Consider the following 17108-nt stretch of genomic DNA (forward strand, 5'->3'; position numbering starts at 1 on the left):
GACGGCTTCGGCCGTCCCGCGTTTGTCTGATAGTTCCCTTCAGCTGCCCTGGTCGGGCCCGCGCTCCAGCGCACGGCGGATATCGTCCAGCGCTCCCGGATCGTCCAGCGTGGACAAGTCGCCCGGGTCGCGCTGCTCTGCCAGCGCCTGCAGCGAGCGGCGCAGCAGCTTGCCGGAACGGGTCTTGGGCAAGGCATTCACCACGTAGACGCGCGACGGTTTCGCCACGCCGCCAAGCTGGTCGACCACGCGCTGCTGCATTGCCTTGGCCACCGCGCCGGTGCCGCCGCCGGCGTCCTGCTTCAGCGTGGCGAACACGATCGGCACCTGTCCCTTCAACTCGTCCTTCACGCCGATCACCGCCGCCTCGGCCACCGCCGGGTGGCTGGCCACCGATTCCTCGATCTCGCGCGTGCCCAGGCGATGGCCGGCCACGTTGATCACGTCGTCGGTGCGGCCGAGCACGAACGTGTAGCCGTCCTCGTCGCGAACCGCCCAATCCAGCGAGCTGTACAGCAGCTCCTTGAAGTGGCTGAAGTAGCTGTGCACGTAGCGATCGTCGTCGCGCCACACGGTGGTCAGGCAGCCCGGCGGCAGCGGTGGCTGGAACACCAGCACGCCCTTGCTGCCGGCGGCGACTTCCTTGCCGGTGTTCTCGTCGATCACCTTCATCCGGTAGCCCGGCGCCGGCAGGCCGGGCGAGCCGAACTTCACCGGCTTCAGTTCCAGCCCCGGCATCAACGTGACCGCCGGCCAGCCGGTCTCGGTCTGCCAGTAGTTGTCGATCACCGGCACGCCAAGCGCGCCGGTGATCCACTGCGCGGTCGGCTCGTCCAGCGGCTCGCCGGCCAGGAACAGCCACTTCAGCTTCGACAGGTCGTACTTCTTCAGCCAGCTCTCGTCCTGCTTTTTCAGCACGCGGATCGCGGTGGGCGAGGAGAACATCGTGCGCACGCCGTACTGCTCGCACAACCGCCACCAGATGCCTGCGTCCGGCCGCGTCGGCAGGCCTTCGTACAGCAGGCTGGTGGCGCCGCCGATCAGCGGGCCGTAGACGTTGTAGGAATGACCCACCGCCCAGCCCACGTCCGAGGTGGCGAACATCACCTGCCCCGGCGCGATGTCGAACACCTGGCGGATCGACAGCGCCATCGCCACCGCATAACCGCCCACGTCGCGCTGCACGCCCTTCGGCTTGCCGGTGGTGCCGGAGGTGTACAGCAGGTAGCTCGGTTCGTTCGACTCCAGCCACGCCACCGGCACCTCGGCATCCTCGTGACGTGCGCGCAGCTCGGCGTAGTCGAGGTCGCGCCCGGCCACCCGGGTCATCTGCGGGTCGAGCCTGCGATCGACGATCAGTACGTGCGGCGGCGGGGCGGAGGACTCGTTCAGCGCGGCGTCCACCAGCGGCTTGTACGGAATCACGTTGCCTGCGCGCATGCCGGCATCGGCGCAGACCAGCAGCTTCGGCTGCGCGTCGTCGATGCGCAGCGCCAGGTTGTGCGCCGCGAAACCGCCGAACACCACCGAGTGGATCGCACCGATGCGCGCGCAGGCCAGCATCGCGAACACCGCCTCGGCGACGTTCGGCAGGTAGATCACCACGCGATCGCCCTTGCCCACGCCCAGCGACCCTAGCACCGCGGCAAACACGTTCACCTCGCGATGCAGCTGGCGGTAGGTGAACTCGCGGGTGATGCCGGTCTCGCTGGAGACTGCCACCAGCGCCAACTGCTGCGCGCGCTCGGCCAGGTGCCGGTCCACCGCGTTGTAGCAGAGGTTGGTGGTGCCGCCGACGAACCAGCGCCGGAACGGCGGGTTCGACTGGTCGAGGATCTGCTGCGGCGGCGTATGCCAGTGGATCAGCCGCGCCTGCTCGGCCCAGAATCGTTCCGGCTCGTCGACCGACTGCCGGTAGAAATCCTCGTAACGCATGGGCGGGCTCCGGGGCTTCGTTGGCGCAAGCCTAGAACACGATGCCGGCGGCATCATCGCGACGATGGTCGTAGTCGCCGGGCCAGGAGCGGTCCGGGCAGAAACCAAGAGGGCGGCCCATGGCCGCCCTCTTTCGCCTGCGATGAACCGGCGCTTACTTCTTGGCGAACAGATGCTCGACGCCGGCGCGCTCCTCGCGCAGTTCCTTGTCGGTGGCGTCCATGCGGGCGCGCGAGAAGGCGTTGATTTCCAGGCCCTGCACGATGGCGTACTTGCCGTCCTTCACCGTCACCGGATAGCCGTAGATCACGCCCGGGGCGATGCCGTAGGAGCCGTCCGACGGGATGCCCATCGAGACCCAGTCACCCTCTTCCGTGCCCAGCGCCCAGCTGCGCATGTGGTCGATCGCGGCCGAGGCGGCCGAGGCGGCCGACGAAGCCCCGCGCGCCTTGATGATCGCCGCGCCGCGCTGCTGCACGGTGGGGATGAAGTCGCTCTCGTACCAGGCCTGGTCGACCAGCGACAGCGCGGCCTTGCCGTCGACGGTGGCATGGTGCAGGTCCGGGTACTGGGTGGAGCTGTGGTTGCCCCAGATGGTCATCTTCTTCACGTCGGTGTTGTGCTTGCCGGTCTTCTCGGCGAGCTGGCTCTTGGCGCGGTTATGGTCCAGACGCACCATCGCGGTGAAGCACTTCGGATCCAGGTCCGGCGCGTTCTGCTGGGCAATCAGCGCATTGGTGTTGGCGGGATTGCCGACCACCAGCACTTTCACGTCGCGCTTGGCATGCGCGTTCAACGCCTTGCCCTGCGGGCCGAAGATCGCGCCGTTCGCCTCCAGCAGGTCCTTGCGTTCCATGCCGGGGCCACGCGGACGGGCGCCGACCAGCAGCGCGTAGTCGACGTCCTTGAAGGCGACGTTGGCGTCGTCGGTGGCGACCACGCCGGCCAGGGTCGGGAACGCGCAATCGTTGAGTTCCATCACCACGCCCTGCAGCGCGGGGAGTGCCGGGGTGATTTCCAGCAGATGCAGGATCACCGGCTGATCCGGGCCCAGCATGTCGCCGGCAGCGATGCGGAACAGCAGGGCGTAGCCGATCTGGCCGGCAGCGCCGGTGACGGCAACTCGAACGGGGGCTTTCATCATGTGATCTCCGTGAATGGAAAATGGGGAACCGCGGATCGGAAGAACCGCACGGGTCGATTTCCCATGCCCGACTCCCGATCCGCGTTTTTCAAGTCAGCTCGGCGAAGAACTGCTGGATGCGTTGCAGGCCCGGCTGCAATTGCGCGGTCAGGCAGGTATAGGAAATGCGCATCGCACGCGGCTCGCCGAAAGCGGAACCCGGCACGCAGGCCACACCCTTGGCTTCCAGCAGCGCGGCGCAGAACTCCACGTCGTTGCTGATCTTCGTGCCGCCGTGGCTCTTGCCGAACGCCGCGGAAATGTCGGGGAACGCATAGAACGCCCCCTGCGGCCGCGGGCACGCCACGCCGGGAATCGCCTCAAGCGCAGCGACCACGAGGTCGCGCTTGCCGGCGAATTCGGCGCATTTCGCCCGCGGCACGTCCTGCGGGCCGGAAAGCGCCGCCACCGCCGCCGCCGTGATCACTTCCGGCAAGCTGGTGATGTGGTTGGAGTTGAGCGTGGTGATGGCCTTGGCCACCGCTTCGGGGCCGGCCATCAGGCCCACGCGCCAGCCCGGCATGCCATAGGTCTTGGAGGCCGAGTCGACGAAGATCACCCGATCGCGCAACTCGGGCCTGGCGAACACGAAGTTGTGGTAGCCGATGCCGTCGAACACCATCGAGTTGTAGATGTCGTCGGTGATCACCCAGGTGTCCGGGTGCTTCACCAGCACATCGGCCAACGCGGCGATCTCCCCGGCGGTGTAGACCATGCCGGTGGGGTTGGACGGGTTGTTGAACAGGAACACCTTCGGCTTGCGTGCCAATGCGGCGTCGAGTTGGGTCGGGGTGAGCTTGTAGTTCTGCTCCGGCCCGCAGTGCATCACGTTGATCTTCGCGCCCACGATGTCGGCGATGTCGCGGTAACTCGTCCAGTACGGCGCGGCGAAGCAGATCTCGTCACCCTCGTCCAGCAGCGCCTCGGCCAGGTTGTACAGCACCTGCTTGGCACCGATGCCGATCGACAGGTTCATCCTGCTGTAGCCGCTGAAGCCCAGTGCCTCGATGTGCTTCAGGAACGCATCCAGCAACGGCTCGGCGCCACGGTTGCTGCCGTACTGGCCGGAGTCGTGCGACAGCGACTCGCGCGCGGCGGCGTAGACGTGCTCGCCCGGCAGGAAGTTCGGTACGCCGATGGAGAAGCTGATGATGTCGCGGCCGGCAGCCTTGAGCTGCTTCGCCTTCTCGGCAATCACCATGATCGCGCTGGGTTTGGCGCGGCCGACACGCTGGGCGAGCTTGGGCATGGGTTTCTCACGCAGGGGAAGGAAGCAAAGGCGCCCATTTTATCACGCCGCCCGAATCCGGCGCCGGCCGCTGCCCGTACACGCCAGGACGACACGGCCACGGCATCATGGGCGCGCCCGCACCCTGGGCACCGTGACCCCATCCCGCGAAGGAGATCCGCATGCACTGGCTTTGGGTATTCGTGATTGGGCTGGTCGTCGGCCTGGTGGCCAAACTGCTGACGCCGGGCAGGGACCCGGGCGGCTTCATCGTCACCGCCCTCATCGGCATCGCTGGTTCGTTGCTGGCGACCTGGGCCGGCCAGAACGTGTTTGGCTGGTACCAGGCCGGGCAGTCCGCCGGCTTCGTCGCCTCGGTGATCGGCGCCATCGTGTTGCTGCTGTTGTATCACCTGGTCAGGCGCAAGTCGGCCTGACCGCCGCCCCGGTGGGGCGACTTTCAGCCGAGCAGCTTGCCGGCCAAGCCTTCGAGCATGCCCAGGTTGAAGCCGCCGTCTTGCCCCTGCGCCGGCAATTGGCCGTCCGGCGTCATGTGGTCGACCGCCTGCGGCAGCACTCGCGACAGCCCGCCCAGCAAGGCATTCGGGTCCACGCCCAGCCTGCCCGCGGCCTCCTGCACCAGCGCCCCAAGACCGCCGTTTTGCAGCGCCTGGCCCAACTGGTCGGCTGACACCGGCTGGTTCGCGCCGGTACCGACCCACGACTGCACCGCACCGCCCAGCCCGTGCTGCTGCAGCATGCCGACCAGGCCCTGCACGCCGCCTGCCTTCTCGATCAATTGCCCCGCAACGGCAATCAGCGAACCGGCGCCGGCCTGCGCTCCCTGTTGCCCCTGGCCGCCGAGCAGATCATTGAGGAATGACATCGTCGTTCTCCCTGGAGGGTGATGGAGCGGATGTGCAGCCCGCCGATCATAGGTCGCCTCGAAATCCGCCATGACAACGCCGCGTGAAGACCGACCGGGAACGGCCACAAAAAAACCGCCGGCGGCCGGCCGGCGGTTTCCTGTCGCCCGATGGCGCCCGGCTCAGCCGCGCCGGTCGAGCACCGCGTTCCACTCCGCCACGCGGTCGGCCTGCGCCGCCAGCAGCGCATCGACGTCGCCTTCCACGCTGACCTTCTCGATCGTGTCGCCCTGCCGGATCGCGTTGACCACGTCCATGTCGGCCGCGTCGACCACTTCGCCGAACACGCTATGCTTGCCGTCCAGCCAGGGGGTGGGACCGTGGGTGATGAAGAACTGACTGCCGTTGGTGCGCGGGCCGGCGTTGGCCATCGACAGCACGCCCGGCTTGTCGTGGCGCAGCGACGGATTGAACTCGTCCTCGAACTTGTAGCCCGGGCCGCCGCGGCCGCTGCCCTCGGGGCAACCGCCCTGGATCATGAAATCGGCGATCACGCGGTGGAACGACAGGCCGTCGTAGTAGCCGCGGCGGGCCAGGTTGACGAAGCTGGCCACCGTGACCGGCGCCTTGTCTTCGTGCAGGCGCAGATGGATCGGGCCGCGGTTGGTGGTGAAGGTGACGTGGATGGTCATCGCGAATCCTTGGGTGTGAATACGGCGGCACGCCGGGCACCGGCGTGCGAGCGATCAAGGATAACCCAGCGCCATCTACAGACCCAGCGTGCCCCGCTCCAGCGGAGCGGGGCCGCGCGGCCGTGCGGCCGGCACCGGCGCGTCGAGCGGCCACGCGCTGCCTTCGTACAGATGCGCCCACAAGCGGTCCAGCGCCGCATAGCCATACGGCAGCAGCGGCACGTAGCGCTCGCCGAAGCCCGGCAGCGCCAGGAACGCGTCGAAGTGCTGCGCGTGCGGCACCTTCCAGTAGATCGGCCGACGCCCTTCGTCGCGCAGCCAGGCCACGTACGGCTCGGAACTGAACGCGGTGGGTAGCAGGCCGTCGCCGGCGCCGTGCAGCACCCATAGCGGCAGAGTCTTGCGCGGCAGCCGCGCCGCGGTAGCCGCGACCGAGGCATGCAGCATCTGCGCTTCGTGGTCGTCACCGGTCCACAGCGCGCGCAGGCATTCGCTGCCGACCAGGGTGGGGTCGGTCGAGACATTCATGCCGCCGAACAGGCCGATGCCATTGCCCGGCGGAATGCCCGAACCGTCCGCCCACCAGGCGGCGCGCGTCATCGGATCGGCCACGCCGGGCAATCCGCCCGCGCCGATCGCCGCGTAATGAAAGCCGCACGGCATGTTGGCAGCGCCACGGCGCAGGTAGGCCGAAGCGTAACCGGCGGCGATTGCCCGCCACAGGTCGAAGGCGGTCGTACTGGCCGCGGTCTGCATCGCCTCGTCGGTCCAGCCGCGCGCGTACAGGTATTGCCGCGCCTGCTCCGCCTGCGCGGCCACGGTGTTGCCACCGAGCTTGCCCTGCGCGCGCAGGCTGGCGCAGCGGATCGGCCAAGCCGGCAACGGCACGCCGCGCGGCCCGCGGGCCAGCGGTACCGGGGCGAAATGCTCCGCACTCAGTGCGCACGGCAGCCACACCGCCGCCTCGGTGACGTAGTCGTACAGCGCGCGGCCGTGGCCCTTCACGTGCACGTTCGGCTCCAGCGCCACTACACCGGCGAAGAAGTGTTCCTGGTCCAGCCCCGCCGCCTGCAGCACGGCGCCGCCACCATTGGAGATGCCGACGGCGATGATCTTCGTGTTCTCTGGCGTGAACGGCGCCTCGACGGGGAAGGCGCGGTCGAGCATGGCCAGGCCGAACTGCGCCGCCTGGATCACATGGCGACCCCAGTCGCCCTCGGGGTTGTCGCCCGAATGCGCATGCTTGATCGCGACACCCGCGGTGGGCGATGCCGGCGGCGGCTGGAATTCCAGCTCCGCCTCACCGCGTTTGGCGCGACGACCGTCCAGCGCCACGCCGCTGTCGTCGGCGTAATCGAAATAGCCGGCGCCGGTGCCCTTGTCGGTATAGGCCACCGCGCAGCCGCGCGGCAGTCCCCACGCGCCGGCCAGCGAAATCGCGCCGTAGATGCCGCGCGAGCCGGACGAGGCGGTCACCACCAGGCAGCGCTTGCTGCGGTCGAAGCCGTCCGGCAACTGCAGCAGCACGCGATGCGGCGAGCGCGCACCGGGGATGCGCGCGAATGCCTGGTACTCGCGTCCCGGCACGTCCGGCACGCCGCCGTACACGCGGCCGTAACCGCCCAGCGGGCCGAGGTCGGCGATGCCCTTCCAACTGGTCTGGATCGCGCGCCGGCGCAGCTCCTCCGCGGCGGGATGCAGCGGATTGGCGAACGGCGAAGGCGGCCCGGCCAGCCCTGCCAGGCCCAGGCCCGCGCTCAACAGGTCATCGTGGCCGCGGTGTTCAGTCACCCGCAACTGGCCGTAATCGACTTCATGCATGGCCGATACCTTCCTCGTTCCGTGGCTGGCACAGGCCGACAGCATGACGGATGCCAGCGCGAACGAGAACAATCGGAGCGAACGTCGGGCGAGAGTCTGCATGCGGCCACCATAGCAAGCGCGGCAGCGCTCGCCATCGTACGAAAGTCCATGCGGGGAACTCGACGCGGCGCGCGCCGCCCGCTAACTTCGGGCTCATGACCAATCTGCTGATTGCCGACGACCACCCGCTGTTCCGCGCTGCACTGCGGCTGGCGGCAAGCGATAACCTCGGCGACTGCAGCGTGCGCGAGGCAGCCGACCTGCCCGGTGTGCTCGCCGCGCTGGCTGCCGAGCCGGATACCGACCTGGTCCTGCTCGACCTGCACATGCCCGGCAGCCGGGGCCTGTCCGGGCTGGCCGCGCTGCGCGGCCAGCACCCGGGCGTGGCCGTGCTGGTGGTGTCCGCCCATGACGACCCGCGCATCGTGCGCCGCGTGCTCGACCATGGCGCCGCCGGCTTCATCCCGAAGAGCGCCAGCCCCGCCGAGATCGGCGCGGCGATCCGCAGCGTGCTCGACTGCGGCAGCTGGCTGCCGCCCGGACTGGCCGAGGCCGTCGCCACCCTGCCCGTCGACCCGGCCGACACCGACCTCGCCAGCCGCCTCGCCCGCCTCACCGAGCAGCAATCCCGCGTGCTCGCCCTGCTTGCCGAGGGGCTGCTCAACAAGCAGATCGCCGACCGCCTGGGCATCCAGGAACGCACGGTGAAAGCGCATGTCACGGCGATCTTCGAAAAGCTCAAGGTGCGCAATAGAACGCAGGCGGGGATGGTGCTGCGGGCGCTGGAGCTCGGGGAGCCGGCCAGAACAGGTTGAGCTTCCGACCGCATCGAATTCAACCGCCGCGCGCCGGCCGGTCCGCCAGACGGGCAGTCCGAACGCCCTGCGATATCCAGCCGACTTGTTGATGCGGATCAACTGAGCGCCGGGAGGGCTGCGCGATCATCCTGCGGCATGTGGTGGACGCCGCCCCCCCGCGAGCGGTTGTCGACCATGCTGCCGGCCGGCCCTGGAGGGCCCTCTGTCCCGGCATGACATCCACCGATGCCACTCCATTTCACGCGGGGCCGTCGCGCAAGCGAGCAAGGAGGTTTCTCCATGTACTCGAAAGCGGTCGCATCCCTGATTGCCCTTGCTTGCTGTGCGCCAGGCGCGGCCTGGTCGCAGTCGGCCCTGATGAAACAAGCACAGGGGCTGTTCAAGCCGATACCCGCCAGTGCGCCGCCGCTGCCGGGCAATAGTTCGACACCCGCCAAGCTGGCCCTGGGCAAGATGCTCTACTTCGAACCCCGGCTCTCCGAAAGCCACACCATCAGCTGCAATTCCTGCCACATGGTCGGCATGGGTGGCGTCGACCTGCAGGAAACGTCGCTGGGCCATCGCTGGCAGCGTGGCGGGCGCAACGCGCCGACCGTCTACAACGCCGTGTTCGATATCGCCCAATTCTGGGATGGACGGGCGAAGGATCTCGAACAACAGGCCGGCGGGCCGCTGGTCAATCCGGTCGAAATGGGCACCACGGAAACCCATGTCGTCGAGCAACTCAAAGGCATTCCAGGCTATGCCACCGCGTTTGCCAAGGCCTATCCCGGCGCATCCGACCCGATCACGCTCGACAACGTCCGCAAGGCCATCGCAGTGTTCGAGGCGACCTTGATCACGCCCGATGCACCGTTCGACCATTACCTCGCGGGCGACGACAAAGCGCTCGATGCCGCTCAACAAGAGGGACTGGCGCTGTTCATCAGCAAGGGCTGCGCCGCCTGCCATAACGGCGTCAACATCGGCGGCGGCATGTACGCCCCGTTCGGAGTCGTCGAGCGCCCCGGCGCCGAGATTCTGCCGCCGGGCGACAAGGGACGTTTCGCGGTGACCAAGACCGTCAGCGACGAGTACGTGTTCCGGGTGCCCTCGCTGCGCAACATCACCCTTACCGCCCCCTATTTCCACACCGGCAAGGTCTGGGATCTGCGGCAGGCGATCGCGATCATGGGCAGCAGTCAGCTTGGCGCCACGCTGACCGACGACGAGGTCGGAAAGATCCAGACATTCCTCGGCGCACTGACCGGCCAGCAGCCTGCTGTCACGCTGCCGATCCTGCCGCCGAGCGTGGCAACGACCCCGCGACCCAAGCCGTAGAGCGTGGCGCGGGCATCCTGCCGTGACCGCCGATGGAGCCGAGCGGTCGGCGCCGCCGTTCATGGTCGGGCGCCCACGCGCCATCGGCGGACAGGCCGGAAGCCTCGACGATGAGCCCAGCAACCCGGTCACGCCAGGCAGCCACAAGGCCCACAAGGCCATCCCGCCTGGGCCACGGCGTCCGCCAGTCACGATCTCGGCATGCCTATCACCACCCGCTGCAGCACCTGTCGCAGCGCCAGCGGCTTGAGCGGCTTGTAGAGCACGCCGATGCCGATCTCCAGCAACCGCTGGCGCAGTTCACCGTCGCGGTCGGCGGTGAGCATCACGGTCGGCACGTCGGCGTGGCGCGCACGCAGCAGTTCCCATGCCTCCAGCCCGGTGTGCCCGCCGTCCAGGTGGAAGTCGAGGATGTGCAGGTCTGGTCGCCACGGCGCCGCCAGCGCCTCGGCGGAATTTCGTGCCGCGTGCACGTGCCAGCCCCAACTGGTCAACAGGTTGCCGAGCGCGGCGAGTGCGGCCGGTTCGTTGTCGAGCACCAGCGCACGGCCGACCGGCAAGGAGCGCGGCGTGTCGGCGGGTGGCGGCAGTCGGATGGCGGCACATGCCAGCGGCACGTCGAGATGGAACACGCTGCCGCGGCCGGGCCGTGAGCGCAGGCCGAGCGGGTGGCCGAGCAAATCGGCCATGCGCTGCGCGATCGACAACCCCAGCCCGAGTCCCTGCCCGCCTGCGGCGCTGCCGCGGCGGAATTCCTGGAAGATCAGGCGCTGTTCCTGGAGCGCGATGCCAGGGCCGTTGTCCCACACCTCGATGCGCAGTTGCGCGCCGCGTCGGCGCACGCCCAGCAACGCACGCCTGCCTTCGGCGTAACGCAGCGCGTTGGAGAGGAAGTTCTGCAGCACCCGGCGCAGCAACTGCGGGTCGGAGCGCACCCAGGCACGCGTGGCGACCACGTCCAGTCGCACGCCGCGATCCAGCGCGATGGCGCGGAACTCGGCGGCCAGAGGGTCGAGCACCTCGGCCAGCGCAAACGCGCGCGGCTGCGGATGCAGGCGGCCACCTTCGAGCCGGGCCACGTCGAGCAGGCCGGTGAGCAGGCCTTCGGTGGCGGCCAGCGCGCCGTTGAGGTGCTGCGCGGTGGCAGCATCGCTGCCGCGCTCGGTGAGCGCATGGGCGAACAGCTGCGCTGCATGCAGCGGTTGCATAAGGTCGTGGGTGACCGCGGCGAGGAAGCGGCTCTTCGCCTCGTTCGCGGCCTGCGCTTCGGCCGAGGCCGCGGCAAGCTCGCGGGTGCGTTCTTCCACGCGAAGTTCCAGCGTCTCGTTGACACGCTTCAGCGCCGCCTCGGCCTGACGGAACGCGGTGACGTCGGTGAAGGTGGCCACGAAACCGCCGCCGGGCATCGGGTTGCCGCGGATCTCCACGACGGTGCCGTCGGGGAAGCGCCGCTCCGACAGGTGACGGGTGCCGGCGCGCATGTGCTCCAGCCGGCGCTGCACGCGCGCATCCGTTTCACCGGGACCGAGCATGCCGGCGTCGATGTTGTGGCGGGTCAGTTCGGCGACCGGGCGGCCTACCTGCAGCAGTTCGGGAGGGTAGTTGAACAGGCGCGCATACGGGCTGTTCCAGGCGACCAGACGCAGCTCGGCGTCGACCACGCAGATGCCCTGGCTCATGTTCTCCAGCGCCGCCTCCAGCACGCGCTGGTTGAAGCGCAGGTCCTGTGCCGCCTCGCCGACGATCGCCACCACCGTGTCCAGGTCGTCGCGGCCCTGCCGATGCACCACCTCCAGCAGGAGCCGCGCCGAGGCGGCGCCGATCACCGCAGCCAGTTCGTGCTCGACCTCTGCGACCCGCGCGCTGCCGGCAGGCCCCACGGCCGGTGCGCTGGCAAACAGGTGCTCGACCCGTTCCGACGGCAGGAAGCGCATCGCCAGCGCGCGCAGCTCGACCAGGCCCACGTCGCCCACGCTGACCGCGCGCGCCGCCCGGCCAAAACGCGAACCGGCGACTGCCAGCATCACCACGATATTCACCAGCAGGCTCACCACCACGGCGCGGCCCAGCCGGTTCCAGTTGCCCAGCCCGAGCAGGCCATCCGGTGCCAGCCAATGCAGGCCGAACGGACCGTCGTGCAGCCATGCCGGCGCCACCGGCAACAGGGTCGGCAGCACCGCGTAGATCCACACCAGGGTGCCGGCGGCGAGCCCGGCCATCACCGCACGCGAACCCAGCTGCGGCCGATACACCGCCGCCAGCAGCGCCGGGGTGAGCCCGGCCAGCGCGGAGAACGAGATCGCGCCGATATCGGCCAGCACCTCGTTGCGCGCCAGCACGCGGCTGTACGCCCACGCCAGCAGGATCAGCACCAGGATCGCCACTCGCCGATGGTTCAGCAGTTCGCCGCGCAGGTCGCCGTGCTCGTCGCGACCCCAGCCGGCGCGCACGCGCAGCGGCGCGATAAAGTGGTTGACCACCATCAGGCTCAGCGCCAGCGTGGCGATCACCACCATGCTGGTGGCTGCGCTCAGGCCGCCGAGAAATGCGATCAGCGCCAGGCCATGCTCGCCGCGCGCCAGCGGCAACGCCAGCACGTACATGTCCGACGACACCCCGCTCGCCCCCAGCCATGCATCGCCCAGCCGCGCCAGCGGCAGTATCGGCAACGAGATCAGCAGCAGGTACAGCGGGAACAGCCAGCGCGCGGTGCGCAGCTGCCCGTCGTTGCGGCACTCCACGATGCCCGCGTAGAACTGATGCGGCATGGTGAACATCGCCAGCGCGCCGAGCAGGATCAGCGCCGGGAAACCGCCGCTGTCCGGCGGCGGCGGAATGTAACTGGGCAAGCCTGTCGGCAAGGCGGTGAACAACAGCGTGCCCAGCGCCAGCATCGCACCGAGCTTGAACAGCGACTCGAATGCCATCGCCAGCACCAGCCCGCGGTTGTGCGCCATCGTCGACGCGCGCCGCGTGCCGAACAGCATCGCGAACAGCGCCATCAGCAACGCCACGTACAGCGCGCTGTCCTGCCACGGATTGGATTCGGCCAGCTGGCCGTGGCTGAGGATGCCGTAGCTCATCGCCACCGCTTTCAGCTGCAACGCGATGTACGGCACGATGCCGATCACCACCACCGCAGTGACCAGCGCCGCCAGCCCGGAATGCCGGCCCAGCCGCACCGCGATCAGGTCGGCCAACGAGCCGGCGTTGTATTCGCGCACCAGCTGCACCAGCCGGCCGAGGAACTTCAGCGCGAACAGGTACATCAGGATCGCCCCGACAAACGTCGGCGGCAGCCACCAGCCCGAACGGCTGGCCTGGGTCACCGTGCCGTAGAACGTCCACGAGGTGCAATGGATCGCCAGCGAGAGCGCATACACGATCGCCCAGCGTTTCTCGAACAGCTGCGGTCGACGCTCGCCGAGCAGGGCCACGCCGAACAGCAGGGCGAGCCAGCACAGCGCGGCAAACGCGATGACGCTGGCGCTCAGCATGGCATTCGCACTGGCGGGAGGGACTTCAGTCGCGACAGCTCGCGATACCGTTGTTGTTTTGAAGCGAAGAGCTTTCGTGTGGCAAAAGCATCGCGCACAAGATGCACCCCCACAGCCAGCCGGCTACGTGAGCGGCGGGGCGCAGCCATCAACGCCCCGCTGGCAGCCCCAGCGCACGCACCGCGTTCACCACCCAACGCAACTGCACGCCTTGGCGGCTGTCGTAGTCGGCTCCGGAATATCCCCACCAGTCCCAGCATGCCTGCGGATTCAAAGGCGCGAAACTTGCGCGGGTCTGAGGATATAGCACCGCCACCGCGTAGACGTCGGCCCAGCGGTTGAAGCCGGCGTCCTCGACGAAGGCCTTGCCCACCGCGGCAGCGTTCTGCTTGCAACCGTGGAAGGCCACCACCAGCCCACAAGGCTTGCCGGCAAGGCAGGCCGGCGGCAGGTAGACATAGCCGGTGTCGGCCAGGAACGCGTCGGCGCCGCCGGGGCGCAGCGCGTCCTGGTCGAACGCGCGCAGTTCGCCCTGCGCCCTGCCCGCCGCATGCGCCGGCTTGCCGAACATCTGCGCGAAGATCTCGCCCGCCGCATCGAAGCCGCAGTGGCCGAGGTACGGCGCCACCGACTTGCCGCAGTCGTCGCCCTTGCCTGCCACCGGCAGGTTGTGCGCGAACGCGCGGCCGCCGTCCTCATGCACCTGCATACCCTTCAGCGCCGGCGTGGCGTCGCGCAGTTGCCGGTAGAACTGCACGCCCGCCTCGGCCACCGCCGGTGCTACCAGCGCATCGTCCTTGCCGTGCAGCAGGTAGACGCGGCCGTGGGCGAGATTCTTCAACGCACCGATGTCGCCGGATGCCGAACGACTGGTCGCGCCGGCCACCAGCGCACCAACATCAGGCGCCGGCACACCCTTCATGCAGCTGCCCAACGCCATGTCCAGCTTGCCGCCGGCGCAACCGAACGGACCGCCGGCCACGATGGCCGCGTTGGGGAACAGTTCCGGGTACGCCAGCTGCACCTGTGCGGCCATGTACGCGCCGGAGGAAAGGCCGACCACCGCGGTGCGCGAGGCATTGATCTTGAGGGTCGGCAGTGACGGCGCACCAGCCGCGCAGGCCAGCGGCGCGAGCAGCAGCAGGGTCAGCAGGCCGAGGGTCTTGCGCATGCATTTTCTCCGTTGGCAGACCGGCAGGTGTCCAGCAGGCTCATGGAGCCGCATGGGCGCGGCCGGGACCGCTATGTCATTCGCCACGGCTCGTGCCGGCAATGGAAAAACGCCCCGCGGGAGCAAGTTGGCGCTCGCGCGGGGATGGGGAGAAGCAACCGCGTCAGAACCGGTATTTCGCGCTCAGCGTGACCATCCGCGGCGCGCCGTAGAAACCGGTGTAGATGCCCAGCGCACCGACGTTGTAGCCGGTGGTGCGGTAGGACTTGTTGGCCAGGTTGCTGCCCTGCAGGCTGAGCGACCAGGGCTGGTTGATCTGCCAGATCACGCCGGCGTTCCACAGGCCGTAAGCGGGCTGGGCGATCAGCGGCGACAGCGTGGTTTCCGGGTACACCATGGACTGGTAGGTGTAGTTCACCCGCGCGGTGATGCTGCCGCCGTCGGACAGCGGCGTGGTGTTCTCCAGCGACAGCCCGCCGGACCACTTCGGCGCGTTGGTGAACTTCTGCTGGTCGGCGATGTTGACGCCGCGGGTCATGTACTCGGTGTACTTGGTGTGAAGGTACGCGACGTTGCCGCTCAGCGTCCAGTTCTCGGCCGGCTTCCAGGCGAACTCCTCCTCCACGCCGTCGATGTGGCCCTTGCCGGCGTTGGTGAAGTCGCCGAAGAAACCCTGGCTGCCGTTGGGCAGCGTGTAGGAACTGAACACCGACAGCTGGATGTTCGAGTACACGTTGTGGAAGACGGCCGTATTCATCATCAGCGCGCCGTCGAAGAAGGACATCTTGCTGCCCAGCTCGTACGACTGCACCTTCTCGTCGTCGATCGGACGGCACGAGCTAGGCACCGCCACGCAGTTGGCGCGGATGTTGTAGCCGCCGGAGTGGAAGCCTTCGGAATAGCTGGCGTACAGCTTGACCTGGTCGTTCACGCTCCAGTCCAGCGAGACCTTGGGCGAGACGTTGCTGGTGGCGTGCGAGCCGCTGAAGTCGGCCAGCGTGCTGGTGCGGGTGGTGAAGGTCTCGTCCGAGAAGCCGAAGTTCTGGATCAGTGCGGTCTTGGTCTCATGGGTGTAGCGCAGGCCCACGTCCAGGCTCCAGCTGGGGTTGATGTCCCAGGTGAAGTCGCCGTAGCCGGCCCAGCTCTTGGTGCCCATGCGTCCGCCGGTGCTGCCGTACTGCGACAGGCCCAGCGTGGAATACGGCGGCGAGCCGAGGAAGATGTTGTGGATCTCGCCGTCGGCACGGCCGTCGAAGTAGTACGCGCCGAACACGCCGTGCAGGCTGCCGCCGGCGTCGTAGTTGGCCTGGAATTCCTGGCTGAACTGATGGTCGGTGTAGACCGCGTTCACGTCGGCGATCTTCTCCGGCAGCGTGTCGAAGTCGATGTTGGTGTCGGTCGAGGAACCGCGCACGGCAGTCACCGACTTCAGCGTCCAGTTCGGGCTGGCGATCCAGTTCATCGTCAGCGCGCTGCCGTACAGCTTGGTGTGGTTGAGCTGGGCGAAGCCGCTGCGGGTATCGAAGTCGCTGGACAGCGGCTGGTAGGTCGGGGCAAGCACGTTCGCCGTGAGCATCTTGGCGCCGCGCGGGTTGGAATTGTCGCGCACGCCATCCACGGACAACTGCGCGTTGAACTGGTCGGAGGGGAAGAAGCCGAGGGTGGCGCGCGCCGCGTTGGTGTTCTTGTTGCCGTTGCGGCTGCCGGTAAGGATGTCCTTGCCGAAGCCGTCGTTGTGGCTGCTGGCGTAGGCGATGCGGCCGCGCCACACCTGGTCCGCGCTGGCGCCGCCCAGGCTGGCCTTGACGTCCTTCTCGCCGTGAGTGCCGACAGTGGCCTCCACCGAGCCTTCGGTCTTCACCGGCAGCGGGTTGGAGACGTACTTGATCGCGCCACCGATGGTGTTCTTGCCGTACAGCGTGCCTTGCGGACCGCGCAACACCTCGATGCGGCTGACGTCGAACACGTCCAGCACCGCGCCTTGCGGACGCGCCAGGTAGACGTCATCCAGATAGATGCCCACACCCGGGTCGAAGCCCCAGGTCGGGTCGGCCTGGCCGACGCCGCGGATGTAGGCGGTGAGCGTGGTGTTGGAGCCGCGCGCGGCGTAGATCTGCAGCGACGGCACCTTGCCCTGCAGGTCGGCGAGGTTCTGCACGTTCTGCCTTTCCAGCGCCTGCGCGGTGAAGGCGCTGACCGCGATCGGCACGTCCTGCAGGGTCTCCTCGCGCTTGCGTGCGGTGACCGTGATCTGGTCGAGCTGCTTGACCTGGCTCGGCTGCGCAGGTGCGTTGCCCGCGGCAGCGGCCTGCTGCGCGTACGACGGCACCGCGTACAGCAAGCCGGTGGCCAGGCCGATCGCCAGACTCAGATACGTACGTTTCATGTTTTCCCCTTTCCCCGTGGTGTGGTCGGCAGCGAGCGCAGCCATCGATGATGGATGCTGATGAAACGAGCTTAGGCATCCGCCGGGACGCGAACACTTGTACCTTCGTACAGTGCCGCCAGCGCGCACCGCTGCGGATACTCCGCAGC

General features: G+C 68.3%; 12 protein-coding genes. 3 read left to right on the forward strand and 9 right to left on the reverse strand.

What is annotated here, in order from left to right; all coding sequences use genetic code 11:
• Positions 1–39 precede the first annotated feature (39 nt).
• From prpE to R5H19_RS10330, 3 genes are all read right to left on the reverse strand, one after another.
• Complete coding sequence (gene prpE / locus R5H19_RS10320; RefSeq protein ID WP_318158904.1) at positions 40–1935, reverse strand: propionate--CoA ligase; 1896 nt, start codon at positions 1933–1935, stop codon at positions 40–42.
• A 154-nt stretch (positions 1936–2089) separates the two neighbouring features.
• The gene (locus tag R5H19_RS10325; protein ID WP_318158956.1) at positions 2090–3076 is read right to left on the reverse strand and encodes a malate dehydrogenase; all 987 of its coding nucleotides are present in this window, start codon (positions 3074–3076) and stop codon (positions 2090–2092) included.
• Between the two features lie 91 nt (positions 3077–3167).
• The gene (locus R5H19_RS10330; protein ID WP_318158905.1) at positions 3168–4367 is read right to left on the reverse strand and encodes a pyridoxal phosphate-dependent aminotransferase; all 1200 of its coding nucleotides are present in this window, start codon (positions 4365–4367) and stop codon (positions 3168–3170) included.
• Between the two features lie 161 nt (positions 4368–4528).
• On the opposite strand from R5H19_RS10330, the gene R5H19_RS10335 reads away from it, so the two are divergent.
• A complete protein-coding gene (locus tag R5H19_RS10335; RefSeq protein ID WP_318158906.1) occupies positions 4529–4783 on the forward strand; it encodes a GlsB/YeaQ/YmgE family stress response membrane protein in 255 nt (84 codons plus the stop codon).
• Positions 4784–4806: 23 nt separating this feature from the next.
• Here R5H19_RS10335 and R5H19_RS10340 read toward each other — a convergent pair whose 3' ends face one another.
• The 3 genes from R5H19_RS10340 to R5H19_RS10350 all read right to left on the reverse strand — a co-directional run bounded on the left by R5H19_RS10340 (position 4807) and on the right by R5H19_RS10350 (position 7770).
• Complete coding sequence (locus tag R5H19_RS10340) at positions 4807–5232, reverse strand: YidB family protein (RefSeq protein ID WP_318158907.1); 426 nt, start codon at positions 5230–5232, stop codon at positions 4807–4809.
• A gap of 162 nt (positions 5233–5394) precedes the next feature.
• Positions 5395–5904: a peptidylprolyl isomerase gene (locus R5H19_RS10345; RefSeq protein ID WP_318158908.1), complete on the reverse strand. Its 510-nt coding sequence runs from the start codon at positions 5902–5904 to the stop codon at positions 5395–5397.
• Between the two features lie 75 nt (positions 5905–5979).
• Positions 5980–7770, reverse strand: a complete 1791-nt coding sequence (locus R5H19_RS10350) for a 3-hydroxybutyrate oligomer hydrolase family protein (RefSeq protein WP_318158957.1) — start codon at positions 7768–7770, stop codon at positions 5980–5982.
• Positions 7771–7922: 152 nt separating this feature from the next.
• Between R5H19_RS10350 and R5H19_RS10355 the strand changes: the two genes are divergently transcribed.
• Both R5H19_RS10355 and R5H19_RS10360 read left to right on the forward strand, forming a co-directional pair.
• On the forward strand, positions 7923–8582 hold the full coding sequence (locus tag R5H19_RS10355; RefSeq protein ID WP_318158909.1) for a response regulator transcription factor: 660 nt from the start codon (positions 7923–7925) through the stop codon (positions 8580–8582).
• Between the two features lie 282 nt (positions 8583–8864).
• Positions 8865–9905, forward strand: coding sequence for a cytochrome-c peroxidase (locus R5H19_RS10360; RefSeq protein ID WP_318158910.1), 1041 nt, complete (start codon positions 8865–8867; stop codon positions 9903–9905).
• Positions 9906–10093: 188 nt separating this feature from the next.
• Here R5H19_RS10360 and R5H19_RS10365 read toward each other — a convergent pair whose 3' ends face one another.
• The 3 genes from R5H19_RS10365 to R5H19_RS10375 all read right to left on the reverse strand — a co-directional run bounded on the left by R5H19_RS10365 (position 10094) and on the right by R5H19_RS10375 (position 16959).
• Positions 10094–13402 carry a PAS domain-containing hybrid sensor histidine kinase/response regulator gene (locus R5H19_RS10365; protein WP_318158911.1) on the reverse strand — a complete coding sequence of 1103 codons (3309 nt, stop codon included), beginning with the start codon at positions 13400–13402 and terminating at the stop codon, positions 10094–10096.
• Between the two features lie 148 nt (positions 13403–13550).
• Positions 13551–14573, reverse strand: coding sequence for a PHB depolymerase family esterase (locus tag R5H19_RS10370; RefSeq protein ID WP_318158912.1), 1023 nt, complete (start codon positions 14571–14573; stop codon positions 13551–13553).
• Between the two features lie 163 nt (positions 14574–14736).
• Positions 14737–16959: a TonB-dependent receptor gene (locus R5H19_RS10375; RefSeq protein WP_318158913.1), complete on the reverse strand. Its 2223-nt coding sequence runs from the start codon at positions 16957–16959 to the stop codon at positions 14737–14739.
• Positions 16960–17108 lie beyond the last annotated feature (149 nt).

It is taken from the genome of Rhodanobacter sp. KK11 (assembly GCF_033345435.1).
Taxonomy (GTDB): domain Bacteria; phylum Pseudomonadota; class Gammaproteobacteria; order Xanthomonadales; family Rhodanobacteraceae; genus Rhodanobacter.

Bases quoted from the DNA above. Each gene is read 5' to 3' on its own strand.
- prpE (WP_318158904.1), bottom strand. From the start codon at position 1,935: ATGCGTTACGAGGATTTCTACCGGCAGTCGGTCGACGAGCCGGAACGA.
- R5H19_RS10325 (WP_318158956.1), bottom strand. From the start codon at position 3,076: ATGAAAGCCCCCGTTCGAGTTGCCGTCACCGGCGCTGCCGGCCAGATC.
- R5H19_RS10330 (WP_318158905.1), bottom strand. From the start codon at position 4,367: ATGCCCAAGCTCGCCCAGCGTGTCGGCCGCGCCAAACCCAGCGCGATC.
- R5H19_RS10335 (WP_318158906.1), top strand. From the start codon at position 4,529: ATGCACTGGCTTTGGGTATTCGTGATTGGGCTGGTCGTCGGCCTGGTG.
- R5H19_RS10340 (WP_318158907.1), bottom strand. From the start codon at position 5,232: ATGTCATTCCTCAATGATCTGCTCGGCGGCCAGGGGCAACAGGGAGCG.
- R5H19_RS10345 (WP_318158908.1), bottom strand. From the start codon at position 5,904: ATGACCATCCACGTCACCTTCACCACCAACCGCGGCCCGATCCATCTG.
- R5H19_RS10350 (WP_318158957.1), bottom strand. From the start codon at position 7,770: ATGCTGTCGGCCTGTGCCAGCCACGGAACGAGGAAGGTATCGGCCATG.
- R5H19_RS10355 (WP_318158909.1), top strand. From the start codon at position 7,923: ATGACCAATCTGCTGATTGCCGACGACCACCCGCTGTTCCGCGCTGCA.
- R5H19_RS10360 (WP_318158910.1), top strand. From the start codon at position 8,865: ATGTACTCGAAAGCGGTCGCATCCCTGATTGCCCTTGCTTGCTGTGCG.
- R5H19_RS10365 (WP_318158911.1), bottom strand. From the start codon at position 13,402: ATGCTGAGCGCCAGCGTCATCGCGTTTGCCGCGCTGTGCTGGCTCGCC.
- R5H19_RS10370 (WP_318158912.1), bottom strand. From the start codon at position 14,573: ATGCGCAAGACCCTCGGCCTGCTGACCCTGCTGCTGCTCGCGCCGCTG.
- R5H19_RS10375 (WP_318158913.1), bottom strand. From the start codon at position 16,959: ATGAAACGTACGTATCTGAGTCTGGCGATCGGCCTGGCCACCGGCTTG.